Consider the following 24,727-nt stretch of genomic DNA (forward strand, 5'->3'; position numbering starts at 1 on the left):
GGATAGCTGCACCCATCCGACGGACAGTGCGGGACGCGAGGTTGACGAATCGTTCCTGCGTGCGATTCAAGGCTTATGGCGGGTTCGTCGTCGCCCACCGGGCCGGTGTGGTTCACGGTTGCGCGATCACGAGCGAGGAGCGGGTGCAGACCAGCTGCCCCTCCTGCGGATAGGCGTGCCAGGTGCGCCAGAGCAGCCGGTCCGCGCCGCCCTGGGTGACCAGTGCGGTGAAGGCGCTCGGGTCGCCCGGGAAGACCCCGGCCAGGCCGCGGGGGTGGCCCTCGACGAGGGCGAGGAGTTCCTGGGCGCGGGCCGCGAAGTCGTGCGGCGGGAGCACCTCGATCCGGGCGGCGAACTCGTACTCCCACCCGCCCACCTGTTTGGCCACCCGGGCGGGCAGCGGGGTGCGGCGGCCGGGCAGGCAGGCGACGGTCTCCAGGCACTCGCCCGGGCCGGCCGCGATGACCACCTGGTGGGAGGCGCCGAGCAGCCGCAGCTGGAGGGCGCCGGTCGTGCCGGCGCGGCCGTTGCCGTCGAGTCTCAGGTCGCGGACCGCGAGAGCGGGCAGTGGGTCGCCGCCCAGGCACCACGCCAGGTCACCGGCGCGGGTGTCCGTGTAGGAGGTCTGCAGTGTGGTGAGCATGCTCGGCTCCGCGTTTCAGCTCCGTGCGCGCCCGCCGAAGCAGCAGCGACCAGGCCTGGGCGATGGCGAGGCTGTTCGTGGCTGTGCGGCGCTGGGCGCGGCCGACCGTGGAAGGAAGGATTCCGGCTGGAGATTCAGCAGCAGAGAAGCATGAATACGCCGGGTCCGTCGGTGATTTACCCAACTTTGTCAAGCATTCACCGTTTCGAGCACACCCGCTTCCCGGCTCTGATCGACCCGATGTGCGAGTCTGCACAGCGTGCGCCCCATGCTCCGGGTTGTGCGCCGTGCGCGCGGGTTGTGCGCGGTCCGTGCGCCGAATGCGCCGCCGCCCGCCGGGTTGCGGACCCGGCGGGCGGCGGCGTGTGCCCGGGAGGCGGGGGCGATTGCCCCTCAGGCATCAGCCGGTATCAACGAGGCTCACGTGCAAGGCGAGTTGACGTATCATCAGCCGCTCGTCCCGGTGGCGGTGCGGGTCACAGCCGCCGGAGCCGCGCGACGGCCTCGGCGAGCACGTCGTCCCGCTTGCAGAAGGTGAAGCGGACGAGGCTGCGCCCGGCGTCGGTGTTGTCGTAGAACACGGCGTTGGGGATCGCGACGACCCCGCAGCGCTCGGGCAGGGCCCGGCAGAACTCGATGCCGTCCTTCTCGCCGAGCGGCGTGATGTCGGTGGTGATGAAGTACGTTCCCTCGGGGCTGAAGACGCGGAAACCGGCCTCCGAGAGCCCTTCGGCGAGCAGGTCGCGCTTGCGCAGCAGATCGGCGCGGAGGGTGTCGAAGTACTCGTCGGGGAGCCCGAGCGCCTCGGTCACGGCGTACTGGAAGGGGCCGGCGCTGACGTAGGTCAGGTACTGCTTGGCGGTGCGGACGGCGGAGACGAGGGCCGGGGCCGCGGTGACCCAGCCGACCTTCCAGCCGGTGAAGGAGAAGGTCTTGCCGGCCGAGGAGATGCTGACGGTGCGTTCGCGCATGCCGGGCAGGGCGGCGATGGGGTGGTGGGCGGCGCCGAAGACGAGGTGCTCGTAGACCTCGTCGGCGATCACCAGGAGGTCGTGCTCGACGGCGAGGGCGGCGATCGTCGCGAGCTCGTCGGCGGTGAGGACGGTGCCGGTGGGGTTGTGCGGGGTGTTGAGGAGCAGCAGGCGGGTGTGCGGGGTGATCAGGGCGCGCAGTTCGTCCAGGTCGGGGCGGAACGAGGGCGCCCGGAGGGTGAGCGGCACGCGGGTGGCGCCGGCCATGGCGATGCACGCGGCGTAGGAGTCGTAGAAGGGCTCGAGGGCGATCACCTCGTCGCCGGGCTCCAGCAGCGCGAGCAGCGCGGCGGCGATCGCCTCGGTAGCGCCGGCGGTGACGAGGACCTCGGTGTCCGGGTCGTACGTGAGGCCGTAGAAGCGCTGCTGGTGCTCGGCGATCGCCTGCCGCAGCTCGGGGACGCCGGGGCCGGGCGGGTACTGGTTGCCGCGGCCCTCGCGCAGGGCGCGTACGGCCGCCTCGCGGACCTCTTCGGGCCCGTCGGTGTCCGGGAACCCCTGCCCGAGGTTGATCGAGCCGGTGGCCGTGGCCAGGGCCGACATCTCGGCGAAGATCGTCGTCCCCATGCCCGCCAGCCTGCGGTTCAGCAGCGGCCTGGTACCCATCAGCGGCTCCTCGCGCGTCGTCGTCGGCCCCAATCCTGGGGCAGCCGGGGTTCCGGGACAAGGACGGCCCGCCACCGTCGTGCGGTGGCGGGCCGGTCCGGCGCGCGCAGGGAGGGATCAGGCCTCGTCGGTGCCCTCGGGGGCCTCGCCCTGGCCCTCCTCGCCCTCGATGTCGTTCTGCAGGCCGAGGCGCTCGACGATCCACTGCTCGAAGCCGACCGACGCCTGGGTCCAGTTGGCGGTGGTGGTGACGAAGTAGTCCAGGTTGACGCCGGTGCCGACGATCATCTGGGCCTCGCCGATCAGACGGACCACGCCGTCCTCGTGGGTGTGGGTGTAGACCTTCGGCCAGAGGGTCTCGCGGTTCCACTCGTCGATCAGGTCGAGGATCTCGCCCTTCTTCTCCAGCGGGTACGCGCGGTCGTAGAACGCGCGGACCGCGAAGAGCTCCTTCTGCTCGCCGCGGAACATGTAGTAGACGCGGAAGCCCTCCCAGGGAGCGGTGAGGTCGCCCTCCTCGTCCACGACGTGCTTGAGCTGCATCTGGTCCAGCAGCTGGGTGACCAGGGCCTGGTCCGGGACGACGATCGGCGGCGGGCCGGCCGGTCGTCCCTGTCCGCCGGGCTGTCCGCCCTGGGGGACGCCGAACGACGGGATGGACGACGGGTCGATGCTCATGGGGTCCTCTTCCTCGGTGCACGTGGTGGCCGGCAAGAGAGGCCGCCCTTTCCACCTTCCATCCTGCCTCATCCGGGGCGCGCCTCACAGGGGTACCCGGCCGTCCGCCGATCTTCGTACCGGGTGGTGTTCCAGGCCCCCGAGCACGGCGTTCTCCGATGTGCGCGCGGGCCGCCGCCCCCCGGGGAGCGGCGGCCCGCGCGGCGGTGCCGGTGGAGCCGCCGACTACTTCTCCAGGGGTCCGCGAGCGCGGACGGTGAGCCCGTCGTGCTCCTCGTTCCGCTCGACCAGGACGGTGTCGCCGTCGTGCACCTGGCCGGAGAGGATCGCCCGCGCCAGCTGGTCGCCGATCGCGGACTGCACCAGCCGGCGCAGCGGGCGGGCGCCGTACGCGGGGTCGTACCCGGTGAGCGCCAGCCAGTCGCGCGCGGCCGCGGAGACGTCCAGGGTGAGCCGCCGCTCGCGCAGCCGCTCGCCGAGGCGGGCCACCTGGAGGTCGACGATCCGGCTGAGCTCGGTGGTGCCCAGCGGGTCGAAGACCACGATGTCGTCCAGCCGGTTGAGGAACTCCGGCTTGAACGCGGCCCGGACGGAGTCCAGCACCAGCTGCTTCTTGCGCTCCTCCGGGGTGGCCGGGTCCACGAGGAACTGGCTGCCGAGGTTGGAGGTGAGGATCAGGATCGCGTTGCGGAAGTCCACCGTGCGGCCCTGGCCGTCGGTGAGCCGGCCGTCGTCCAGCACCTGGAGCAGCACGTCGAAGACCTCGGGGTGGGCCTTCTCCACCTCGTCCAGCAGCACGACGCTGTACGGGCGGCGGCGGACCGCCTCGGTGAGCTGGCCGCCCTCCTCGTAGCCGACGTACCCGGGCGGGGCACCGACCAGGCGGGAGACGGAGTGCTTCTCGCCGTACTCGCTCATGTCGATGCGGACCATCGCCCGCTCGTCGTCGAAGAGGAAGTCGGCCAGGGCCTTGGCGAGTTCGGTCTTGCCGACGCCGGTGGGGCCGAGGAACAGGAAGGAGCCGGTCGGACGGTCCGGGTCGGCGATGCCGGAACGGGTGCGGCGCACCGCGTCCGACACGGCCTGCACGGCCTCCGTCTGGCCGATCAGGCGTTTGCCCAACTCCTCCTCCATGCGCAGGAGTTTGGCGCTCTCGCCCTCCAGCAGCCGGCCGGCCGGGATGCCCGTCCAGGAGGCGACGACATCGGCGACGTCGTCCGGGCCGACCTCCTCCTTGACCATCGAGGTGGAGGTGTCCTGGTCTGCTGCGCGCTCCTGGGCGTCGGTGAGCTCCTTCTCGGCGGCCGGGATCTCGGCGTACATCAGCTTCGACGCCCGCTCGAAGTCCCCGTCGCGCTGGGCCCGTTCGAGCGCGCCTTGCAGGTCGTCCAGGCGCTCCTTGAGCTCGCCGACCCGGTTGAGGCTCTTCTTCTCCTGCTCCCAGCGCGCCGTCAGCGCGCTCAACTGCTCGTTCTTGTCGGCGAGATCGCGGCGCAGCCGGGCGAGGCGGTCGACCGAGGCCGGGTCCGACTCCTTCTCCAGCGCGAGCTCCTCCATGCGCAACCGGTCGACGGAGCGCTGGAGTTCGTCGATCTCGACGGGGGAGGAGTCGATCTCCATCCGCAGCCGCGAGGCCGCCTCGTCGACCAGGTCGATCGCCTTGTCGGGCAGGAAGCGGGAGGTGATGTAGCGGTGGGACAGGGTGGCGGCGGCGACCAGGGCGGCGTCCGCGATCTGCACCTTGTGGTGCGCCTCGTAGCGGCCCTTGAGGCCGCGCAGGATGGCGATCGAGTCCTCCACGCTGGGCTCGCCGACCAGCACCTGCTGGAAGCGGCGCTCCAGCGCCGGGTCCTTCTCGATCCGCTCGCGGTACTCGTCCAGCGTGGTGGCGCCGACCATCCGCAGCTCGCCGCGGGCCAGCATCGGCTTGAGCATGTTGCCGGCGTCCATCGCGGAGTCGCCGCCGGCGCCCGCGCCGACCATGGTGTGCAGCTCGTCGATGAAGGTGACGACCCGGCCGTCGCTCTCCTTGATGTCGTTGAGGACGGCCTTCAGCCGCTCCTCGAACTCGCCGCGGTACTTGGCGCCCGCGACCATCGCGCCGAGGTCCAGTGCGACCAGGCGCTTGCCGCGCAGCGACTCCGGCACGTCGCCGGCGACGATGCGCTGGGCCAGGCCCTCGACCACGGCCGTCTTGCCGACGCCGGGCTCGCCGATCAGCACCGGGTTGTTCTTGGTGCGGCGGGAGAGCACCTGGACGACCCGGCGGATCTCCTGGTCGCGGCCGATCACCGGGTCGAGCTTGCCGTCCCGGGCGGCCTGGGTGAGGTCGGTGCCGTACTTCTCCAGCGCCTTGTAGGTGCCCTCCGGATCCGGCGAGGTGACCCGGCCGCTGCCGCGCACGTCCTTGAACGCGGCCAGCAGCGCCTTGGGCGTCGCGCCCTGGCGCACCAGCAGCTCGGCGACCGGACCGCCCTCGGCGGCCAGGCCGACCATCAGGTGCTCGGTGGAGACGTACTGGTCGTCGAGGTCGTCGGCGCGCTTGCCGGCCTCGGTGAGCACCGCGAGGGTGTCCCGGGCCAGCTGCGGGGCGGCGACCGTCGAGCCGCTCGCGCTGGGCAGGGCGGCGAGCTGGCGGCGGGCCTCGGCGTCGATCCGGGCGGCGTCGGCGCCGACCGCCTCCAGCAGCGGCCCGGCGATGCCCTCGGGCTGCTCCAGCAGGGCGATCAGGATGTGCACCGGCTTGACGTCCGGGTTCCCGACCGCGCCGGCCTGCCGGATCGCGGCGGACAGGGCGTCCTGCGTCTTGGTGGTGAACTTGCTGGCGTCCACTGCTGGGGGATCCTCCCTCGTCGTCCTTCACTGCTGCTATCAACAGCATGCACTAAGTTGAGTCTATTCCGCTCAGGTTTGCTTTCTTTCGCGAGGCTCGACGGGAGGCGGGTGCCCGATGCCCTGCCGGGTCAGCACGAGCAGCTCCCGGGCCGGGCCGCCCGGCCGCTGCCCGGCCGGCCACACCGCCCGCAGCGGGCGCCGCAGGTCGAGCCCCGCTGCCAGCGGCACCTCGACCAGCCGCCGGGTCGCGAGTTCCTCCGTCACCACCAGCTCGCTCAGGCAGACCGGCCCCGCACCGGTCATCGCCGCCGACTTCAGCGCCGTCGACGAGGCCAGCTCCAGCCGCGGCCGCGTCGCGCCCCCGTACGGCGCCAGCGCCATCTCCAGCACCTCCCGCGTGCCGGAGCCCGGCTCGCGCAGCACCAGTGGCGTCCCGGCCAGCTCGGGCCCGGTCAGCGGCGCCCGGCGGCGCGACCACGGGTGGCCGGGCGCCACCACGACCACCAGCCGGTCCGCGGCCACCACGGCGCCGTCCAGCCCGGGCGGGGTCGACGGGCCCTCGACGAAGCCGAGGTCCGCCTCCCCGGCCAGCAGCCGCCCGGCGACCTCCGCCGAGTTCGCCGTCCGCAGCGTCACGGCCGTGCCCGGACTGGCCCCGGCAAGCGCCAGCAGCCAGCCCGGCATCAGGTACTCGGCGACGGTCAGGCTGGCGACCACCGTCAGCTTGGCGTCCCGCCGCCCGCGCAGCGCGTCGATCCCGGCGTCCAGCGCCTGCGCCGCCTCCACCACGTGCCGGGCCCACTCCACCACCAGCCGGCCCGCCTCGGTCGGCCGGCTGCCCCGGGTGGAGCGCTCCAGCAGCGGGACGCCGATCTGCCGCTCCATGCCCTTGATCCGGGCGCTCGCGGTCGGCTGGCTGACGCCCAGCTCGGCCGCCGCCCGGCCGACGCTGCCCAGCCGGGCCACCGCGAGCAGCAGCTCCAGGGCGCCGAGTTCGGGGACGTGCGGGGAGAGGGCCATAGGTTCAGGCTATGTCCTCATAGAGCGCCGGGCGCTACCGGCCGCGGCCCAGCGGGGCGACGGTGGTCCCATGTCCACCTTGGCCGATGTCCGCCCGCTCACCCGTCCCTCCGTCGCCCGCCCCCGGTTCGACCTCGCCCAGCTCGGCCCCAACTGGTACGCCGCCGTCATGGGCACCGCGATCCTCGGCAACGGCGCCGCCGTCCTGCCGGTGCGAGCGCCGGGGCTGGTCGCCTTCGGGGAGGTGATGTGGGCGCTCGGCCTGGCGGCCCTGCTGGTGCTCGGCGGCGCGCGGCTGGTGCACCTCACCCGGCACCGTGAGGCGGCCCGCACCCAGCTGCTGGACGACCCGGCCACCGCCGTCTTCTACGGCTGCCCCCCGATGGCCCTGCTGGCGGTCGGCCTCGGCACGCTGCTGCTCGGCTCGAAGGTGATCGGCACCGGGCCGGCCGTCGTGATCGACGCCGTGCTGTGGACCGCCGGCACCGTCTACGCGCTCGCCGTCGCCGGCGGCATCCCCTATCTGATGATCACCCGGCACCGGCTCTCCGCTCTGGAGGCCAACCCGACCTGGCTGCTGCCCGTCGTCGCCCCGCTGGTCGCCGCGGCCACCGGCCCCGCGCTCGTCCCGCACCTGCCGGCCGGCCTCCCGCAGCAGGCCATGGTGTACGGCTGCTGGTCGCTGTTCGGCATCGGGCTGCTGGCCACCCTGGTACTGCTGCCGGTGGTGTTCACCGGGCTCTTCCACAGCAAGGTGCCGGCCCTCGTGCTCACCCCCGCGCTGTTCCTGCTGCTCGGGCCGCTCGGCCAGTCCGTCACCGCCGTCCACCAGCTCGCCGACGCCGCCCGCCCGGTGCTCCCCGCGCTGGCGCCCGCCATGGCCGCCCTCGCCGAGCTGTACGGCGTGGCCGTGATCGGCGTCGCGGTGCTGTGGCTGGCCGTCGCGCTCACCGCCAACCTGCGCGCCCGGCGGGCCGGCATGCCGTTCGCGATGACCTGGTGGGCGTACACCTTCCCGGTCGGCACCTGCGTCACCGGCGCCTCTGCGCTCGCCCGCCACACCGGGTTCGGCGGGTTCACCGGGCTCGCGGTCGGGCTGTTCGCGTTGCTGGCCGTCGCCTGGGCGGCCGCCGCGAGCGGCACGGTGGCCGGGCTGGCGCGCGGGCGGCTGCTGGCGCGCTGAGGAACCGCCGTCCAGCTGACCGGAGCCCGCGCCTCGGGAACCAGAAGCCCGGGCTCCGGCCGTGCGGTGCGTGAACCGGAAGCCGGGCCTTCGGTCGCGTCCTGCGGGAACCGCCCGGGTGCAGGAACGCGCAGGTCGTACCTGACCGTCCACCGCCAAGCGGGCCGGTCCCGGGCCTCCGCCAGGCACCCGACTGGCCTTGGAATTCAGCGGAATCCGCCCCACCGCTCCGCCCGCCGTCACCCGGCCGCCGTGCAGATAGCTGCAATTGCGAGAACATGCACTCGGGTGACACTTGTCCGCCGGGCGTCACGCTGTGATGGTGGAGCCACGCCAAGTCGTCCGGGCAACCGCGGCCCGATGGTGGCGACTTGCTCTTCAGAAGTGGATGCGGGACATCGAGTCCCCGCACAACGGGGGGGAAGAGCGCCGGCCGGGATGCCATGTGTGGTGATGGCCCCCGGATCGGAGCCGGCGAGGCGTTGCTGCTCCGCCTCGCCGGAAGCGCCGTGGCATGGCGTGGCAAGGCGGCCCCTGGGCGTCCGGTGTGCGACGGCACCCGGTCCCAGGGGTCCGCCCCGCCGCCCGGTACCGTGACCGCCGGCCCTCGCGGCCGGAGACGACGGGGACGCGGGACACGGGGGCGGGCACATCCGAAGGCGTCCGGCAGGGAGAGTTCGACGTGACGGCGGAACCGGCGGTCGCACCGGACCACGGCCAGTACGCGGCCGGCTTCACCGGCGGCGAGGGCTTCGCGGGCAACTTCGCGGGCACCGGGGGCTTCGCGGGCACCGGGTCCCTCACCGGCGCGGGCGAGCCCGACGACGCGGCCCGCCGGCTCTACCTCTCGATCCTCGCCGAAGGCGGCCGGATCCCGTTCACCGGCGTCCACGAGAGCGACCACGCCGCCCTCCAGCAGCTCGTCGACATCGGCCTGTTGATGCCCAACGCGGTGGACGCCTGCTACACCGCCGTCAGCCCGCGCTCCGTCACCGACCGCCTCGGCGCCGAACTGCGCAGCGAGGCCACCCGGCTGCTGGTCCGCGCCGAGAACCTGCCCGGCGCCCTCGACGGACTCACCCGCGCCTACGACGCGATGCCCCGGCGCCCCGGCCGGGCCGGCGGCGCCGTCTACGTCGAGGGCCACGTCCACATCCGCCAGCGGATCTCCCAGCTCGTCTCCGACTGCCGGGCCGAGGTCCTCACCGCCCAGCCCGGCCACCGGCCCGCCGACACCCTCCAGGTCGCCCGGCTCCAGGACGTCCAGCTCCTGCAGCGCGGCTGTTCGCTGCGCACCATCTACCAGCCGGTCGCGTTCGCCGACCAGTCCGCCCTCGCCTACGCCGACGAGGTCACCCGGCACGGTTCGCTCATCCGCGTCCTCGACGAGCCCTTCCAGCGCCTCATCGTCTTCGACCGCACCGTCGCCGTGATCTCCGCCAGCGAGGACAACAGCACCGCCGCCTTCATCACCGACCCCGCCGCCATCACCTTCCTGGTCGGCGCGTTCGAACGGGACTGGGCCCGCGCCGACACCGCCGAGGCCGCCGCCGCCCTCGGCCACGGCCCCGCCCGCAGCACCCCCGACCGGATCGGCCGCCTGCTCGCCCGCGGTCTCACCCAGCGCGCCGTCGCCACCCGCCTCGGCCTCAGCGAACGCACCGTCGCCGCCCACATCTCCCGCCTGCGCGACCGCTACGGCGCCCAGACCCTCTTCCAGCTCGGCTGGCTGATGCGAGGCTCCCGCGATGACCGGTGAGCGGGGGCGGCGAGCTCACCGTCCAGAGGATGCGCAGGGGCGAATGCCCCTGCCGGGCGCAGCGAGCCGGGCGGATGAGCGCACGGCCGTCGAGCGGGCCCCTACCTCACCGCCGTCCGCCACGGCGGTCACCTGCGCCCCGACGAGCTCGCCCCCGCCGCCCGCGGGCTTCCCGGTCGACGTGTTCGAGCAGCAGTGGCAGCAATGGCAGCAGGCCGAGGGCGTGAACTGGGCGCTGGCCGCCGGTTCGACCGACCCGACGGTCCACGAGCAGGTCGGCCGACTGCTGTCGCAGGGGTTCACGCAGCGGGCGATCGCGAGCCGCATGGGGCTGAGCGAGCGGACCGTGGCCGCTCACATCGCCCGGCTGCGTGACCTGTACGACGCGGAGACGCCGTTCCAGCTGGGCCGGCAGATGCGGGGATCCCGGACCGGGGGGTCCGGTGGATGACCGCGGGTCAGCCGGTGGCGGCGCCCGACGGCCAGTAGCCGGCGCGGCCGGCCACGGGGGGCTGCTGACGGGGGACGTTGAACTGCTCGCCGGGAGCGGTCCAGAAGCCCTCGCGCAGGGACAGCGCCATGCCGGCCCAGTCGAGCGCGGTCTCGACGGTGTGGTTGAGCGCTTCCTGCGACCAGGTGTCGTCGAAGACCAGCGGCAGGACGGGGGCGACCTGCTCGATGGTGGCGATCAGCGGGTTGTGCGTGATGGCCTCGTCGACGAGGAGGACGATCGGCTTGCGCAGCGCGGAGGCCCAGCCCAGCTCCAGGCTCACCCCGGCCGACAGCGGGGCGCCGACGTAGGCGAACACCAGGTCCGCCGACTGCAGCGCCCGGAAGTCCGACGGGACCCGCGGCTCCGGTGCCCGCCCGGCGACGGTCCAGGCGTCGCTGTGGTGCGCGCTGTACACGGCGGCACCACTGCGCAGGAGCGTGGTGCGAAGCGTCGTCAGCCGCGTCCGGCTGGCGAGCGTCACCACACTGTCGGCCGGCCCGGTCAGCCGCATCAGCGGCGCGGCCAGGAACACACGTGCACGCCGGCCTTCGGTGGCCTGGCTGTCATGGTGACGCAGGTAGGGCTCGGTCATGTCGACTCCGGGGGAAGGCATTGGCACTCGGTTGCTCGCCGCCGACGCTGGCTTGGAGATTGGGGCGGGGGAAATCGGACGGATTTATCACTATTTCGACGCCCGTCCTGACGCGGCAGCCGAGAGGGAAGATCTTGGCAGCGCGGTGTGAGGACGTCAGCTGATCGTCCATCGAGCGGCGTCGGCAGTCCACCGATGCACGGTGGCATCCGTCTGCATGGCAGAGAGATGACACCCTCTTCCGCACGGGCGCGACGGTGACAGTCAGATACGGGGTGTGGCACGATCTGAGCGTTTGATTGTCTGCCGCCTGTTCATTCGACTGACAGGCCACTGAACAGGATTGGGGTGTGCGCGTGTCTCGTCTGCGTCAGGTCGCCAAGACGGCTGCGGTAGCGATATCTGCGGGCGTCCTTACCGTGCTGGGCTTCGGACTGCTTGTCACCGGCCATGATGCCGATGGATCTGCCCATGTCAATCATGTCGGACTTGGAGTCGATGTTAGTGCGACTTCGAATCAGGCGTCCGGCACCGCTTTGGACGGCGAACACCAGTGGACATGACAGAATGGGACTGACGAATCGTTATGCGCCGCCGGAAGCGGCGGGGAGGCGTGACGATTCGTCGGTCTCTTGTGACGAACGCGCCAGTGCCCAACCGAGTTGGAACAGCGATTCGACGTTGTAGTCCTCCCGCATCTCGGCCAGATGACGGGCGAGGGTGCGTTCGCTGATGCCGAGGCGGCGGGCGATGACCCTGTGGTTCGTTCCTTCGAGCAGAAGGTCGATGATGGTCTGGCGCATCCGCGACACGACCTGTTGCGGCACGGTCCGTCCGCCGGTGAAGTCCAGGCCCCGGTTCCAGTTCCGCTCGAACACCTCGTGCACGAGGAAGTGGATGACGGCGGGGTCGTGGATGAAGGCCGCCAGATTGAGGTCCTCCGCGACCGGGATGACGGCCAGCTGCCGGTCCACGATGATCAGCCTGGTATACGGCTCGTCGAGGGTGCGGAACCGTCCGCCGGCCTCGGTGATCTTCGCGACGTAGTCCCGGGTGGGGGCGTGGTACCTGGTGCTGGGATGGTAGATGGTCCGCACCGCAATACCGCGTTCGAGGTCGGCCAGGTCGTCGTCGAGCACGCGGGACAGAACGTCCGGCGGCCGCGGGCCGCCCGGCTGGGCCGCGAGTATCTCCTCTTTCGCCGTGGTCACGGCGTGGTTGATCCGTTGGCTGATCAGTGCCTTGCCGCGGACGTACTCGATAATTCCGCCGGACGGTTCCGGACGGTGAAACGCGTCCGCGAGACCCTGAAGGTCGCCGGGGACGGCTATCGCGCGCGACAGCAGGGCGAGTGCCTGGCGTTGCCACAGGGCGCTCAGACCGGTGGCGAGCTGTTGCGGATCGACCGCGACCAGAATCTGCGGATCATCCATGTCGGGAGTGAGGAGACCGATGTCCAACAGCTCGCTCAGGTGGCTGTAGTCGTGCTCCTCGATTTCACCGCGAGCTATCCGACCGTGCGCCCGGATTACCGCGAGGTAGAGATCGTGCGCCCCGGTAGAGAGAGTGCCCGTCGCACTGACACCCGGAATGGCGTCGTTCCTCCCGTTCATTCACGGCTCCTTCTTGACGACTGAACCCTGCCCTATGGCTGCACCCGAGCCCCATCGGTGATCCTAGATCCCGGCGCGGGATCTGGAAGTGGGCATTGTTCCACCATTGCGGAGCGGCGCTTCGATGGGCACCCTCTCACCACAAGTAAGCCGCCGGCACCCCCCGGACAGGAGGGAACCGGCGGCCGGGCCGGGGTTCAGCCAAGTCAGCGCTTCGGGCGCCAGACGACCAGGGCGCTCGACTGGGGGGTCGGGGGCTGGTAGGGGACGAGGTCGCGGCGGTAGGAGGCGTGGACGGCGGCTTCGCGCTGCTGGAGGGCGGTGGCGGCGCCCTCCAGGGAGTCGGCGAGTTCGGCGATGCGCGACTGGAGCGCGGTGACCTGGTTCTCCAGCTCGATGATCCGCTTGATGCCGGCGAGGTTGATGCCCTCGTCCTGGGAGAGCCGCTGGACCTCGCGCAGCTGCTGGATGTCCCGGGCGGAGTAGCGGCGGCCGCGGCCGGCGGTGCGGTCGGGGCAGACCAGGCCGAGGCGGTCGTACTGGCGCAGGGTCTGCGGGTGCAGGCCGGACAGCTCGGCGGCCACCGAGATCACGTACACCGGGGTGTCCTCGGTGAGCACGTACGGGGGCGGTGCCGCGGCGCGCCGGGGGCGGCGGCCGTCGCCGGGCAGGCCTTCGCCGAGGCCCGGGCCGATCGGGCCGTCGGGGGTCATCGGGGGCATCGGGTTCATCGGGGACATCTGGTCGTCACGCTCCCTTCGCCGCCCGGAACAGGGCGGCTCGTGGGTCGTCGGAGGCGGTGGCCTCGCGGTACTGCTCCAGGGCGGACAGCGCGTCGCCGGTGACGTGCTGCGGCACCACGACCTCGACGGTGACGAGGAGGTCGCCGCGGGTGCCGTCCTTGCGGGTGGCTCCCTTGCCGCGGGCCCGCATGGTGAGGCCGTTGGCGCTGCCCGGGGGCAGCTTGAGCTTCACGGCGGGGCCGCCGAGTGTGGGCACCTCGATGGTGCCGCCGAGCGCCGCCTCGGGGAAGGTGACCGGGACGGTGACGGTGAGGTTGTCGCCCTTGCGGCCGAAGACCGGGTGGGCGTCGACGTGCACGGTGACGTAGAGGTCGCCGGGCTGGCCGCCGCGTTCGCCCTGGGCGCCCTTGCCCTTGAGCCGGATGCGCTGGGCGTCCTGGACGCCGGCCGGGATGCGGACCTGCATGGTGCGGGCGGAGCTGGCCCGGCCGCTGCCGTGGCAGTCGGCGCAGGGGTCGTCGACGATCATGCCGCGGCCCTTGCAGTCCTTGCAGGGCTCGGAGAGCGCGAACGCGCCCTGGCCGCGGCTGACGGTGCCGGCGCCGACGCAGGTCGGGCAGACCCGCGGGGTGGTGCCGGACTTGGCGCCGGTGCCGTTGCAGACGCGGCAGGGGGCCTGGCTGGTCATCCGCAGCGGGACGGTCGCGCCGTCGACGGCCTCCTCGAAGGAGAGGGTGACCTCGGTCTCGACGTCGGCGCCGCGCCGGGGCTGGGCCTGCCGGCCGCCGCGGTTGAAGAGGCCGCCGAAGACGTCGCCGATGCCGCCGCTGCCGCCCTGGCTGCCGCTGAAGAGGTCGCCGAAGTCGAAGCTGTAGTTGCCGGTGCCGGGCCCGCCGGCGCGGAAGCCGCCGTTGGCGAAGAGGCTGCGGGCCTCGTCGTACTCCTTGCGGCGCTTCTCGTCGGACAGGACGTCGTACGCCTCGGAGATGTCCTTGAAGCGCTCCTCGGCCTTGGCGTCGCCCTTGTTGGCGTCCGGGTGGAACTCGCGCGCCAGCTTCCGGTAGGTCTTCTTGATCTCGGTGGCGGTGACGTCCTTGGGTACGCCGAGGACCTTGTAATAGTCCTTCTCGACGAAGTCCTTGCCACTCATGCGTCCACCTCGCTCCGCTCGGCAGCCGCGCCGCGGCACACGCACCTTTTAACGGTTCGCTCGCTGCGCTCGCTCACGGCTCCCGCCACCTCCCGATGTCCATCGTCACTGCGTTGTCAACAGCCCGGCCGCCTGGGCCCGTTGCCGACAGTGCGCTGCGGAGCCGGCCGCCGTACTGGCCGGCGTACGACTCCGCAGCGCACTGGTTGGGTCAACTGTCGCGGGCTGGCGCCCGCCACAGGTCTTCAGCTGTCAGGTCAGCTGTCCGCGCCACCATCGGCCTTGTCCGACTTCTCGGACTTGGCGGCGTCGGTGTCCGGCCCGGCCGTGGTCTGGGTGCCCGGCTGGGGCTCCGCGACCGCGACCATCGCCGGGCGGATGATCCGCTCGCCGATCCGGTAGCCGGGCTGGAGGATCTGCACGCAGGTGTCCTCGGTGACGTCCGAGGAGTAGCTGTGCATCAGCGCCTCGTGCATGGTCGGGTCGAAGGGCTCGCCCTCCTTGCCGAACTGCTGGAGGCCCAGCTTGGCGACGACCGTCTCCAGCGATTCGGAGACGGACTTGAAGCCGCCGGTGACCTCGCCGTGCTCGCGGGCGCGGCCGATGTCGTCCAGGACCGGGATCAGGGACTCCAGGATGTTGGAGACCGCGATCTCGCGGACGGTGAGCCGGTCGCGCTCGACCCGCTTGCGGTAGTTCTGGTACTCGGCCTGGAGTCGCTGCAGGTCCGCGGTGCGCTCGGTGGCCTCGCGCTTGGCGGCGGCCAGCTCGGCCGACACGTCGCCGGAGCCGGCCGCGGCGGCCTCCTCGGCGGCCTTGATCACGGCCTCCTCGGCGGCGTCATCGCCGGGCTTGCCGCCCTGCGGCTTGTCGGTCATGCCGCACCGCCCTTGGGCTTGTCGTGCTTCTCGTCGTCCACGATCTCGGCGTCGACGACGTCGTCGTCCTTGCCGTGGGCGGCGGAGTCGCCGGCGGGGGCGGCACCGGCGGCGTCGGCGTTGGCGTAGAGGGCCTGGCCGAGCTTCTGCGCGGTGGTGGAGACCTTCTCCGAGGCCTCGCGGATCTTCGCGACGTCCTCGCCCTTCAGGGCCTCCTTGAGCTCGCCGACGGCGGTCTCGACCTCGGACTTGACGTCGGCCGGGAGCTTGTCGGTGTTGTCCGCGATGAACTTCTCGGTCGAGTAGACGAGCTGCTCGGCGGAGTTGCGGGTCTCGACGGCCTCGCGGCGCTTGTGGTCGTCCTCGGCGTACTGCTCGGCCTCGCGGCGCATGCGGTCGACCTCGTCCTTCGGCAGCGAGGAGCCGCCGGTGACGGTCATCTTCTGCTCCTTGCCGGTGCCGAGGTCCTTCGCGCCGACGTGCATGATGCCGTTGGCGTCGATGTCGAAGGTGACCTCGATCTGGGGCAGGCCGCGCGGCGCCGGCGGGAGGCCGGTCAGCTCGAACATGCCGAGCTTCTTGTTGTACGCGGCGATCTCGCGCTCGCCCTGGTAGACCTGGATCTGCACGGACGGCTGGTTGTCCTCGGCCGTGGTGAAGATCTCCGAGCGCTTGGTCGGGATCGTGGTGTTGCGCTCGATCAGCTTGGTCATGATGCCGCCCTTGGTCTCGATGCCGAGGGACAGCGGGGTGACGTCGAGCAGCAGGACGTCCTTGACCTCGCCCTTGAGGACACCGGCCTGGAGCGAGGCGCCGATGGCGACGACCTCGTCCGGGTTGACGCCCTTGTTGGCGTCCTTGCCGCCGGTCAGCTCCTTGACGAGCTCGGCGACGGCCGGCATGCGGGTCGAGCCGCCGACGAGGACGACGTGGTCGATCTCGGCGAGCGAGATGCCGGCGTCCTTGATGACGTTGTTGAACGGCACCTTGCAGCGCTCGAGCAGGTCGGCGGTGAGCTGCTGGAACTGGGCGCGGGTGAGCTTCTCGTCCAGGTGCAGCGGGCCCTCGGCGGAAGCCGTGATGTAGGGCAGGTTGATCGAGGTCTCGGAGGACGAGGACAGCTCGATCTTGGCCTTCTCGGCGGCCTCGCGCAGACGCTGCAGGGCCATCTTGTCCTTGGACAGGTCCACGCCGTGGCCGGACTGGAAGACCTTGACCAGGTGGTCGACGACGCGCTGGTCCCAGTCGTCGCCGCCGAGGTGGTTGTCACCGTTGGTGGCCTTCACCTCGACGACCCCGTCGCCGATCTCCAGCAGGGAGACGTCGAAGGTGCCGCCGCCGAGGTCGAAGACCAGGATGGTCTGGTCGTCCTTGTCCAGGCCGTAGGCCAGGGCGGCCGCGGTCGGCTCGTTGACGATGCGCAGGACGTTGAGGCCCGCGATCTCACCGGCCTCCTTGGTGGCCTGGCGCTCGGAGTCGTTGAAGTAGGCCGGGACGGTGATGACCGCGTCGGTGACGGTCTCGCCCAGGTAGGCCTCCGCGTCCCGCTTCAGCTTCTGCAGGATGAAGGCGCTGATCTGCTGGGGGTTGAAGTCCTTGCCGTCCAGGTTGATCTTCCACCCGGTGCCCATGTGGCGCTTGACCGAGCGGATGGTGCGGTCGACGTTGGTGACCGCCTGGCGCTTGGCCACCTCGCCGACCAGGACCTCGCCGTTCTTCGCGAAAGCGACGACGGACGGCGTGGTCCGCGCGCCCTCGGCGTTCGTGATGACGGTGGGCTCGCCACCCTCCAGAACGCTGACGACCGAGTTCGTCGTACCGAGGTCGATGCCGACCGCGCGTGCCATCGTAGATACCTCCACGGAAGAGTTGAGCTTTACGGACTCAAGGATGCCCGACCCGTCGGACATCGTCAACAGCCATGAGTCAGTGGCGCTCAACTTTGCTGATGCTCGACTTGGCCGGCACCGGAACTCCCGGCCGGGCACGCGGAGTGGAGTCACGTGACTGCCGCCATACCTTGAGAACCTTCTGAGAACTGTTGACGAGCGGTAATGTCCGGGCCGTCGGCCCGGCAAGTTACCGACGAGTACACTCCCCTGGTAAAGACGTAGAACCCGGACTGCTCAACCGCAAGCCGCAGGAGACGGAGCCGATGCAGCTAGCAGCGATCGTCATCTCGCTGGTCACGTTCGTGATCGGCACCGCGCTCGCCCTTCGTGCGGCGTGGCACATCTTCAAGGTGGTGCTGACCGGTGCGCCGGACACCACCCGTTTCGGCAAGCCCGCCCGGCGCGTGAAGACCGTCGCGGTCGAGTTCATCGGCCACACCAGGATGAACCGCTGGGGCATCGTCGGCGTCGCGCACTGGTTCGTCGCGGTCGGCTTCTTCAGCCTGGTCCTGACCATCGTCAACGCGATGGGCCAGCTCTTCGACGCCGAGTTCGAGCTGCCGGTCATCGGGCACTGGGTGGTCTGGCAGCTCTTCGTCGAGCTCGTCGGCACCCTCACCACCCTGGGCATCCTGACCCTGATCGTGATCCGCCTGATGAGCCTGCCGTCGCGCTCCGGCCGCAAGTCCCGCTTCGCCGGCTCGATCGCCTGGCAGGCCTTCTACGTCGAGTACACGATCCTCGGCATCGGCCTGTGCATCCTGATGCTGCGCGCCCTGGAGGGCGCCCTCAACGGTGTCGACTCCTACGGCCCGGCGCACCTGGTGTCCTACCCGATCACCTCCGCGCTGAGCGGCCTGTCGCACGGCACGCTGGAGAACCTGGTCTGGATCTTCGCGACGCTGAAGATCTGCATCTCCTTCGCCTGGGCGATCACCATCGGCCTCAACCCCTCGATGGGCGTGGCCTGGCACCGCTTCCTCGGCTTCTTCAACATCTACTTCAAGCGTGACGAGGACGGCGGCACCGCGCTCGGCGCCCTCCGTCCGATGACCTCCGGCGGCCAGCCGATCGACTTCGAGGACCCGGCCGAGGACGCCGTCTTCGGCGTCTCCCAGGTCGAGCACTTCTCCTGGAAGGGCATCCTCGACTTCTCCACCTGCACCGAGTGCGGCCGCTGCCAGTCGCAGTGCCCGGCCTGGAACACCGGCAAGCCGCTGTCGCCGAAGCTGCTCATCATGAGCCTGCGCGAGCACGCCTACGGCAAGGCCCCGTACCTGCTCGCCGGTGGCGGCAAGGACATGGAGGGCACCGAGAAGGCGACCGCCGAGCAGCTCGAGGGCGTCCCGGCCGCCGCCCTGGCCGAGGCCGAGCGCCCGCTGATCGGCACCGCCGAGGAGAACGGCGTCATCGACCCGGACGTCCTGTGGTCCTGCACCACCTGCGGCGCCTGCGTCGAGCAGTGCCCGGTGGACATCGAGCACATCGACCACATCGTCGACATGCGCCGCTACCAGGTCATGATCGAGTCCTCGTTCCCGACCGAGGCCGGGACGATGCTCAAGAACCTGGAGAACAAGGGCAACCCGTGGGGCATGGCCACCAAGGCCCGCCTCGACTGGGTCAAGGAGCTCAAGAAGGAGACCGGCATCGAGGTGCCGGTGATCGGCGAGGACATCGACCCCGCCGAGGTCGAGTACCTCTACTGGGTCGGCTGCGCCGGCGCCCTGGAGGACCGCGCCAAGAAGACCACCAAGGCCTTCGCCGAGCTGCTGCACACCGCGGGCGTGAAGTTCGCGATCCTCGGCAAGGAGGAGTCCTGCACCGGTGACTCCGCCCGCCGCCTGGGCAACGAGTTCCTCTTCCAGATGCTCGGCGCGCAGAACGTGGAGACGCTGAACGCGGCCCTGGAGGACGCCCCGGTCAAGCGGATCGTCGCCACCTGCCCGCACTGCTTCAACACCATCGCCAACGAGTACCCGCAGCTGGGCGGCCACTTCGAGGTCATCCACCACACCCAGCTGCTGCAGCACCTGATCGACGAGGGCAAGCTCGTCCCGGTCAACCCGGTCGAGGGCCTGATCACCTACCACGACCCCTGCTACCTGGGCCGCCACAACAAGGTCTACAGCCCGCCGCGCGAGATCATGGACAAGGTCCCGGGTCTGCGCCAGCAGGAGATGCACCGGCACAAGGAGCGCGGCTTCTGCTGCGGCGCCGGCGGTGCGCGCATGTGGATGGAGGAGCGCATCGGCAAGCGGATCAACACCGAGCGCGTGGACGAGGCGCTGTCGCTCAACCCGGACATCGTCTCCACCGCCTGCCCGTTCTGCCTGGTGATGCTCTCCGACTCGGTCAACGGCAAGAAGAACGAGGGCGCGGCCAAGGAGCACCTGAAGGTGGTCGACGTGGCCCAGCTGCTGCTCGACTCGGTCAAGGCGACCCCGCCGGCCGAGACCGAGGAGCCCGCGACGGTGGACGCGTAACGGCCCCCGTTCGACAGTTCTGCTACAACTGCCCGGCCCGGCGGTCGTCGCGAAAGCGGCCCGCCGGGCCGGGCTTTTGGGGCCCCGGCGGCGCCGTCCCGAGAGCCCCGGCGGCGGGTGAGTGATGCCAATCGCACAGCCGCCGGACGGGCATTCGGTTGGAAGGAAATACAGTAGGCCAGACCGGCCCGCGGGCCGGTCGACCCGTTCCGGGCACCCGGACGACGGCCGGACCACGGCCGGACGGCCGGTGGGCGGACGGGGCCATACGAACGAAAGAGGTGCGGCCCGCCGGGCCGGGCCGCAGAGACCACAAGGGGAACAGCGCAGACCATGACCGAGGCGATCATGCTGGTCGGTGGTAAGGGCACGCGACTGCGTCCGCTGACCACCCACACCCCCAAGCCCATGCTGCCGGTGGCGGGCGTCCCCTTCATCGCGCACCAGCTGGCCCGCGCCGCGGCCGCCGGAGTCACCCGCGTGGTGCTCGCCACCTCCTACCTGGCCGAGGTCTTCGAGGACCACTTCCAGGACGGCACCCCGTACGGCATCGAGCTGGTCTACCTGACCGAGCGCGAGCCGCTGGGCACCGGTGGCGCCATCCGCAACGCCGCCTCCGGGCTCACCTGCGGACCGGACGAGCCGGTCCTCGTCTTCAACGGCGACATCCTGTCCGGCGTCGACATCGCCGCCCTGCGCGACGGCCACGTGGCCGCCGGGGCCGACGTCACCCTGCACCTCACCCGGGTGGAGGACCCGCGTGCCTTCGGCCTCGTGCCGACCGACGAGCACGGGCGGGTGCTGGAGTTCCTGGAGAAGCCGGAGACGCCCGAGCAGATCGTCACCGACCAGATCAACGCCGGCTGCTACGTCTTCACCCGGTCCGTCATCGACCGCATCCCGGCCGGCCGGGAGGTGTCCGTCGAGCGCGAGACCTTCCCCGAGCTGCTCGCCACCGGCGCGCTGCTGCGCGGCGTCGTCGACACCTCGTACTGGCTGGACCTCGGCACCCCGGGCGCGTTCGTCCGCGGCTCGGCCGACCTGGTCCTCGGGAAGGTCGACTCCCCGGCCGTACCCGGCCCGACCGGTGACGCCCTGCTGCTGCCCGGCGCGACCGTCCACCCGGGCGCGGTGCTCAGCGGCGGCACCGTCGTCTCCGAGGGTGCGTCGGTCGAGGCCGGCGCGATCGTCGAGGGCAGCGTCATCCTGCCCGGCGCGGTCATCGGCCCGGACACCCTGGTCAAGGACTCCATCGTGGGCGCCTTCGCGACCGTCGGCGACCGCTCCGCCCTGGACGGCGCGGTGATCGGCGACGGCGCGATCGTCGAGTCCGACAACGAGCTGCCAAACGGCATCCGGATCGCCTGCGGCACGCTGCTGCCGGTCGGCGCCGTGCGCACCTCGGCCGGCCCGGGCGGCTGCCCGGCCGGCGCCTCCGCCGCGGCGGCCGTCCACGGGCCGACCGTCACCGCGCAGCGCTGACGCCGGCCGGGGCCCGCTTTCGGCCCCGTTCGTCTCAGGCTCGCTGCAAACCGGCCCCGGCTCCGTCCGGGACGTACGCGGACTGGGCCGGACGGGTACCTTCGGAACGTGGCTGGTAATCGATACGACAGCGGTCAGGGCGCCGACCCCCACGCCGGGTGGTCGGCCCCTCCGCCGCCGGCGGCGCCCGGGGGGCACGGGCGGACGGACGGGCCGGAGTACTTCACGGCCCCGCACCGGGGGGTCGCTCCGCACGACCCGTACGCCGCCGACCGGCCCGGGAACACCCGGGCCTTCCCGACGAGCGGTGACCCGTACGCGGGGCAGCCCGCGTACCAGGAATACCCGACGCAGGGGTACCAGGGGCAGGGCGACCAGGCTCCCGGCTCCTACGACCAGGGGTACGCCCGGGGGCACGACCAGGGCTACGGCGCCCAGGGCTACGGGTACCCCCAGGGGGAGCAGCAGCCGCCGTACGGTCAGGACAACGTCGCCGTCTACCGGGCCGGCGGCCAGTCCTCACCGCACGTCCGCGGGCCGCGCCCGCACTGGCGCGAGCTGCTGCTCGGCATCGTCCGCGCCCCGGCCGCGACCTTCGACCGCACCCGTGACCACCAGGTCTGGCTGCCCGCCCTCAGCGTCTCGCTGATCTACGGCGCGCTCGCGGTGCTCGGCATCGGCCTCACCCACAACGACATCGTCGACTCCACCTTCACCGTCGCGCTGACCGGCATGGCCGCCGCGGCGCTCGGCTTCACCGTCACCGGCGCGGTCTTCGGCGCGGTCACCTACGCGCTGGCCCGCCAGCTCGGCGGGGACGGCCCGTGGAAGTCGACGGTGGGCCTGGCCGCGCTCATCGGCTGGCTGACCGACGTGCCCCGGCTGCTGCTCGCCCTGGTGCTGCCCTCCGGCAGCGCGGTCGTGCAGGTCGTCGGCTGGGCCACCTGGGCGTTCTGCGCGGTCCTGCTGACCACGATGGTCCGCCGGGTGCACGACCTGCCCTGGGGCAAGGCGGCGGGCGCCGCGGCCGTCCAGCTGCTCGCGCTGCTGGTGCTGATCAAGCTGCCGACCCTGGGCTGACGGACCGGGCCGACCACCGGCCGGGGGAGGGGCCCCGGGAGGCCGGACGGCAGAATGGTGGACGGGTCCCGCGAACCGGGGCCGTCCACCTCCTTCTTTGGCCGCGACCCACCGGAGCCAGGCATGACCCTCCCCACCACCCACGTCAGCTTCCCGGCCGGGGCGGTGACCGGCGAGTCCCCGGTGCTCGCGGTGCACCCGCTCGCCGACGGCCGGTACGCCGTCGTCACCGCGGCGACCCCGTTCCACCCGCTCGACCACACCTGGCCCGACCAGCCCGCCGACCTCGGCACGCTCACCGTGGACGGCGCCGAGCTGGCTGTCGTCGACTGCCTGACCGGCGCGGTCGGCCCGGACGGCGGCGCGCCGCTGGTGGGTGCCGACATTCCGGTGCGGCGCGGCGACGAGGAGTGGTCCTGGCTCGTCCTGCACGTCGTCGCCGCCGACCCGGGCGATCTCGTCGGCCGCACCGCCGTGCTCGCCGTCGACGCCGAGCGCCGCGCCGCCCTCAGCGCCTCGCACAGCGGCTGCCACCTGCTCGCCCTCGCCCTCAACGCCGCGCTCGCCCCGCGCTGGCGCAAGGACCCGGGCCGCGCCGACGCCCTCGGCCACCCGGACTTCGACAGCCTCGCGATGGCCACCTCGGTGATGGACACCGAGGCCAGCACCGACACCTACCGGCTCGGCAAGTCGCTCAAGAAGAAGGGCTTCACGGCCGACGCCACCGACGAGCTCCCCACTCTCGCCGACGCCCTGCCCGCCCTCACCGAGGCCGTCAACGCGCAGCTGGCCGCCTGGGTCGCCGCCGACGCCGCCGTCCGCATCGAGGTGCCGGGCCCCGAGCTCACCGCCCGCCGCCAGTGGCACTGCGAGCTGCCCGAGGGCGGCGCGCAGATCTTCTGCGGCGGCACCCACCTGCACCACCTCGGCGAGCTGGCCGAACTCCGCACCGAGCTGCGGCTCTCCGAGGACGGCACCGAGCTCGTCGCCGTCACCCGCCCGAAGCGGGCCTGAGGGCAGGGCCCGAACCGGGCCCGGAAACGCCACGGGCGGCCGTCCTCGCGTCGAGGATGGCCGCCCGCCGTGCGTGCACTCCGTCCGGGGTCAGACCTGGGTGCGGTGGAAGTTCAGGAAGGAGCGCGACGGCGTCGGGCCGCGCTGGCCCTGGTAGCGCGAGCCGTAGCGCTCCGAGCCGTACGGGTGCTCCGAGGGGGAGGAGAGCCGGAACAGGCAGAGCTGCCCGATCTTCATGCCCGGGTACAGCTTGATCGGCAGCGTCGCGACGTTCGACAGCTCCAGCGTGACGTGGCCGCTGAAGCCGGGGTCGATGAAGCCGGCCGTGGAGTGGGTCAGCAGGCCCAGACGGCCGAGGCTCGACTTGCCCTCCAACCGGGAGGCGACGTCGTCGGGCAGGCTGATGACCTCGTACGTCGAGGCCAGCACGAACTCGCCGGGGTGCAGGATGAACGCGTCGTCGCCCTCGGGCTCGACCAGCCGGGTGAGGTCCGGCTGCTCCTCGGAGGGGTCGATGTGCGGGTACTTGTGGTTCTCGAACACGCGGAAGAAGCGGTCGAGGCGCACGTCGATACTGGAGGGCTGGATCATCGACGGGTCGAAGGGGTCGATGACCACCCGGCCCAGGTCGATTTCGGTCCGGATGTCCTTGTCAGAGAGCAGCACGCTTCGAGGTTACGTGCACGACGGGGCCCCGGACGAATCCGCCCGGGGCCCCTTCCGTCCTCGCGCCGGCCGTCAGGCCAGGAACTCCGCGGCCTCCAGCCGCATCGCCCGGGCCAGCTGCGGAGCGGACAGCTCACGCACGTCGGCCACCACCGAACTCCTCAGCCGTCCGCACTGTGGACAGCGGATCAGCCGGCCGGGCCCCAGCCGGCCGGGTCCGAGGTTCTGCATCGGGAACGTGGTGGTGCTGAACAGGTGCCCCTCGGCACAACGAACGACGGTGCGCTGCTCCATCGATCCCCTTCCCATCCCAAACCCAGTACTCACCCGTACTCGTCGCGCCCCGGGGACCGGGCCCCGGGACAGCGTCACATTAGGGGATGTTCCGGACATTCCACACCATGGCTCGCCGCCCCGACCCCACCCGCCGGAGCACTCTCACGCGGCCCAAACAGTACGCCCCTCACCCCCGCCCCACCCCGCTCCGCCACGTCCCCCGGCCACCCGTGCAAGCGGCGTCACGCATGGGGTACAGTGAAGGCGATCGAGCGGTCACTGACGGCTCGTCAGGCGGGCGTAGTTTAATGGTAGAACATGAGCTTCCCAAGCTTAGAGCGCGAGTTCGATTCTCGTCGCCCGCTCCACTGCAAAGTCCCAGGTCAGCGACCTGGGACTTTGTCGTTGGCGGAGGTTGTCGCGGTGTGGGTCAGGCTTGGGTGGGGACTCGGCGCAGGGTGCGGATGGGGTGGGTGAGGAGGAGGGCGGCGGCGGTGGCGAGGGCCACCGCCGCGCCGACCTGGAGGACGCGGTCGGTGCCGAAGGCGCCGACGGCGGGGCCGGCGAGGGCGCTGCCGATGGGGTACATGCCGACGGAGCCGGCGAC

General features: G+C 71.7%; 20 protein-coding genes, 1 tRNA gene and 1 pseudogene. 8 read left to right on the forward strand and 14 right to left on the reverse strand.

Annotated elements, in window-relative coordinates:
• Positions 1-112: 112 nt before the first annotated feature.
• The 5 genes from PUR71_RS35540 to PUR71_RS35560 all read right to left on the reverse strand — a co-directional run bounded on the left by PUR71_RS35540 (position 113) and on the right by PUR71_RS35560 (position 6,813).
• The gene (locus PUR71_RS35540; protein WP_329931347.1) at positions 113-643 is read right to left on the reverse strand and encodes a DUF2617 family protein; all 531 of its coding nucleotides are present in this window, start codon (positions 641-643) and stop codon (positions 113-115) included.
• Between the two features lie 476 nt (positions 644-1,119).
• Entirely contained in the window at positions 1,120-2,280 is a 1,161-nt protein-coding gene (locus tag PUR71_RS35545) for a pyridoxal phosphate-dependent aminotransferase (protein ID WP_329931348.1), read from the reverse strand.
• Positions 2,281-2,397: 117 nt separating this feature from the next.
• Complete coding sequence (locus PUR71_RS35550) at positions 2,398-2,958, reverse strand: YbjN domain-containing protein (RefSeq protein ID WP_329931349.1); 561 nt, start codon at positions 2,956-2,958, stop codon at positions 2,398-2,400.
• 225 nt (positions 2,959-3,183) lie between these two features.
• On the reverse strand, positions 3,184-5,790 hold the full coding sequence (gene clpB, locus PUR71_RS35555) for an ATP-dependent chaperone ClpB (RefSeq protein WP_329931350.1): 2,607 nt from the start codon (positions 5,788-5,790) through the stop codon (positions 3,184-3,186).
• Between the two features lie 72 nt (positions 5,791-5,862).
• Complete coding sequence (locus tag PUR71_RS35560) at positions 5,863-6,813, reverse strand: LysR family transcriptional regulator (RefSeq protein ID WP_329931351.1); 951 nt, start codon at positions 6,811-6,813, stop codon at positions 5,863-5,865.
• 70 nt (positions 6,814-6,883) lie between these two features.
• Here PUR71_RS35560 and PUR71_RS35565 point away from each other — a divergent pair, with 70 nt between their 5' ends.
• The 3 genes from PUR71_RS35565 to PUR71_RS35575 all read left to right on the forward strand — a co-directional run bounded on the left by PUR71_RS35565 (position 6,884) and on the right by PUR71_RS35575 (position 10,206).
• On the forward strand, positions 6,884-7,996 hold the full coding sequence (locus tag PUR71_RS35565; RefSeq protein WP_329931352.1) for a TDT family transporter: 1,113 nt from the start codon (positions 6,884-6,886) through the stop codon (positions 7,994-7,996).
• 682 nt (positions 7,997-8,678) lie between these two features.
• Positions 8,679-9,755, forward strand: a complete 1,077-nt coding sequence (locus PUR71_RS35570; protein WP_329931353.1) for a LuxR C-terminal-related transcriptional regulator — start codon at positions 8,679-8,681, stop codon at positions 9,753-9,755.
• A gap of 43 nt (positions 9,756-9,798) precedes the next feature.
• Positions 9,799-10,206: a LuxR C-terminal-related transcriptional regulator gene (locus PUR71_RS35575; RefSeq protein WP_329931354.1), complete on the forward strand. Its 408-nt coding sequence runs from the start codon at positions 9,799-9,801 to the stop codon at positions 10,204-10,206.
• Between the two features lie 7 nt (positions 10,207-10,213).
• Here the strand turns inward: PUR71_RS35575 and PUR71_RS35580 are convergent, their stop codons facing one another.
• From PUR71_RS35580 to dnaK, 7 genes are all read right to left on the reverse strand, one after another.
• Positions 10,214-10,840 carry a hypothetical protein gene (locus PUR71_RS35580; RefSeq protein WP_329931355.1) on the reverse strand — a complete coding sequence of 209 codons (627 nt, stop codon included), beginning with the start codon at positions 10,838-10,840 and terminating at the stop codon, positions 10,214-10,216.
• A 314-nt stretch (positions 10,841-11,154) separates the two neighbouring features.
• Entirely contained in the window at positions 11,155-11,391 is a 237-nt protein-coding gene (locus PUR71_RS35585; RefSeq protein ID WP_329931356.1) for a hypothetical protein, read from the reverse strand.
• Between the two features lie 33 nt (positions 11,392-11,424).
• Positions 11,425-12,453: a TrmB family transcriptional regulator gene (locus PUR71_RS35590; protein ID WP_329931357.1), complete on the reverse strand. Its 1,029-nt coding sequence runs from the start codon at positions 12,451-12,453 to the stop codon at positions 11,425-11,427.
• Between the two features lie 206 nt (positions 12,454-12,659).
• Positions 12,660-13,175 carry a heat shock protein transcriptional repressor HspR gene (locus PUR71_RS35595; protein WP_443077693.1) on the reverse strand — a complete coding sequence of 172 codons (516 nt, stop codon included), beginning with the start codon at positions 13,173-13,175 and terminating at the stop codon, positions 12,660-12,662.
• A gap of 25 nt (positions 13,176-13,200) precedes the next feature.
• The gene (gene dnaJ / locus PUR71_RS35600) at positions 13,201-14,346 is read right to left on the reverse strand and encodes a molecular chaperone DnaJ (RefSeq protein ID WP_329931359.1); all 1,146 of its coding nucleotides are present in this window, start codon (positions 14,344-14,346) and stop codon (positions 13,201-13,203) included.
• Positions 14,347-14,603: 257 nt separating this feature from the next.
• Positions 14,604-15,224 carry a nucleotide exchange factor GrpE gene (grpE, locus tag PUR71_RS35605; RefSeq protein ID WP_329931360.1) on the reverse strand — a complete coding sequence of 207 codons (621 nt, stop codon included), beginning with the start codon at positions 15,222-15,224 and terminating at the stop codon, positions 14,604-14,606.
• A complete protein-coding gene (gene dnaK / locus PUR71_RS35610) occupies positions 15,221-17,071 on the reverse strand; it encodes a molecular chaperone DnaK (protein ID WP_329931361.1) in 1,851 nt (616 codons plus the stop codon). The genes grpE and dnaK overlap by 4 nt, the downstream gene beginning before the upstream one ends.
• Positions 17,072-17,379: 308 nt before the next feature.
• Here dnaK and PUR71_RS35615 point away from each other — a divergent pair, with 308 nt between their 5' ends.
• The 4 genes and pseudogenes from PUR71_RS35615 (at position 17,380) to PUR71_RS35630 (ending at position 23,178) form a co-directional block, all read left to right on the forward strand.
• Positions 17,380-19,602: a (Fe-S)-binding protein gene (locus tag PUR71_RS35615; protein WP_329931362.1), complete on the forward strand. Its 2,223-nt coding sequence runs from the start codon at positions 17,380-17,382 to the stop codon at positions 19,600-19,602.
• 333 nt (positions 19,603-19,935) lie between these two features.
• Positions 19,936-21,009 (forward strand): annotated as a pseudogene (locus PUR71_RS35620) (sugar phosphate nucleotidyltransferase); the annotation flags it as partial.
• 183 nt (positions 21,010-21,192) lie between these two features.
• Entirely contained in the window at positions 21,193-22,164 is a 972-nt protein-coding gene (locus PUR71_RS35625; protein WP_329931363.1) for a Yip1 family protein, read from the forward strand.
• A 123-nt stretch (positions 22,165-22,287) separates the two neighbouring features.
• Positions 22,288-23,178, forward strand: a complete 891-nt coding sequence (locus PUR71_RS35630; protein ID WP_329931364.1) for a metal-dependent hydrolase — start codon at positions 22,288-22,290, stop codon at positions 23,176-23,178.
• 90 nt (positions 23,179-23,268) lie between these two features.
• Here PUR71_RS35630 and dcd read toward each other — a convergent pair whose 3' ends face one another.
• Positions 23,269-23,844, reverse strand: coding sequence for a dCTP deaminase (gene dcd / locus PUR71_RS35635; protein ID WP_329931365.1), 576 nt, complete (start codon positions 23,842-23,844; stop codon positions 23,269-23,271).
• Between the two features lie 72 nt (positions 23,845-23,916).
• Entirely contained in the window at positions 23,917-24,153 is a 237-nt protein-coding gene (locus PUR71_RS35640) for a hypothetical protein (protein WP_329931366.1), read from the reverse strand.
• Between the two features lie 261 nt (positions 24,154-24,414).
• Here PUR71_RS35640 and PUR71_RS35645 point away from each other — a divergent pair.
• Positions 24,415-24,488 (forward strand) — tRNA-Gly (locus PUR71_RS35645).
• Positions 24,489-24,727: the final 239 nt, after the last annotated feature.

The organism is Streptomyces sp. SP17BM10, assembly GCF_036322405.1.
Taxonomy (GTDB): Bacteria; Actinomycetota; Actinomycetes; order Streptomycetales; family Streptomycetaceae; genus Kitasatospora.

What these genes read in the sequence shown, in the direction of transcription:
- PUR71_RS35540 (WP_329931347.1), bottom strand. Translation starts at nt 643, where the DNA reads ATGCTCACCACACTGCAGACCTCCTACACGGACACCCGCGCCGGTGAC.
- PUR71_RS35545 (WP_329931348.1), bottom strand. Translation starts at nt 2,280, where the DNA reads ATGGGTACCAGGCCGCTGCTGAACCGCAGGCTGGCGGGCATGGGGACG.
- PUR71_RS35550 (WP_329931349.1), bottom strand. Translation starts at nt 2,958, where the DNA reads ATGAGCATCGACCCGTCGTCCATCCCGTCGTTCGGCGTCCCCCAGGGC.
- PUR71_RS35560 (WP_329931351.1), bottom strand. Translation starts at nt 6,813, where the DNA reads ATGGCCCTCTCCCCGCACGTCCCCGAACTCGGCGCCCTGGAGCTGCTG.
- PUR71_RS35565 (WP_329931352.1), top strand. Translation starts at nt 6,884, where the DNA reads ATGTCCACCTTGGCCGATGTCCGCCCGCTCACCCGTCCCTCCGTCGCC.
- PUR71_RS35575 (WP_329931354.1), top strand. Translation starts at nt 9,799, where the DNA reads ATGCCCCTGCCGGGCGCAGCGAGCCGGGCGGATGAGCGCACGGCCGTC.
- PUR71_RS35580 (WP_329931355.1), bottom strand. Translation starts at nt 10,840, where the DNA reads ATGACCGAGCCCTACCTGCGTCACCATGACAGCCAGGCCACCGAAGGC.
- PUR71_RS35590 (WP_329931357.1), bottom strand. Translation starts at nt 12,453, where the DNA reads ATGAACGGGAGGAACGACGCCATTCCGGGTGTCAGTGCGACGGGCACT.
- PUR71_RS35595 (WP_443077693.1), bottom strand. Translation starts at nt 13,175, where the DNA reads ATGCCCCCGATGACCCCCGACGGCCCGATCGGCCCGGGCCTCGGCGAA.
- dnaJ (WP_329931359.1), bottom strand. Translation starts at nt 14,346, where the DNA reads ATGAGTGGCAAGGACTTCGTCGAGAAGGACTATTACAAGGTCCTCGGC.
- grpE (WP_329931360.1), bottom strand. Translation starts at nt 15,224, where the DNA reads ATGACCGACAAGCCGCAGGGCGGCAAGCCCGGCGATGACGCCGCCGAG.
- dnaK (WP_329931361.1), bottom strand. Translation starts at nt 17,071, where the DNA reads ATGGCACGCGCGGTCGGCATCGACCTCGGTACGACGAACTCGGTCGTC.
- PUR71_RS35615 (WP_329931362.1), top strand. Translation starts at nt 17,380, where the DNA reads ATGCAGCTAGCAGCGATCGTCATCTCGCTGGTCACGTTCGTGATCGGC.
- PUR71_RS35630 (WP_329931364.1), top strand. Translation starts at nt 22,288, where the DNA reads ATGACCCTCCCCACCACCCACGTCAGCTTCCCGGCCGGGGCGGTGACC.
- PUR71_RS35640 (WP_329931366.1), bottom strand. Translation starts at nt 24,153, where the DNA reads ATGGGAAGGGGATCGATGGAGCAGCGCACCGTCGTTCGTTGTGCCGAG.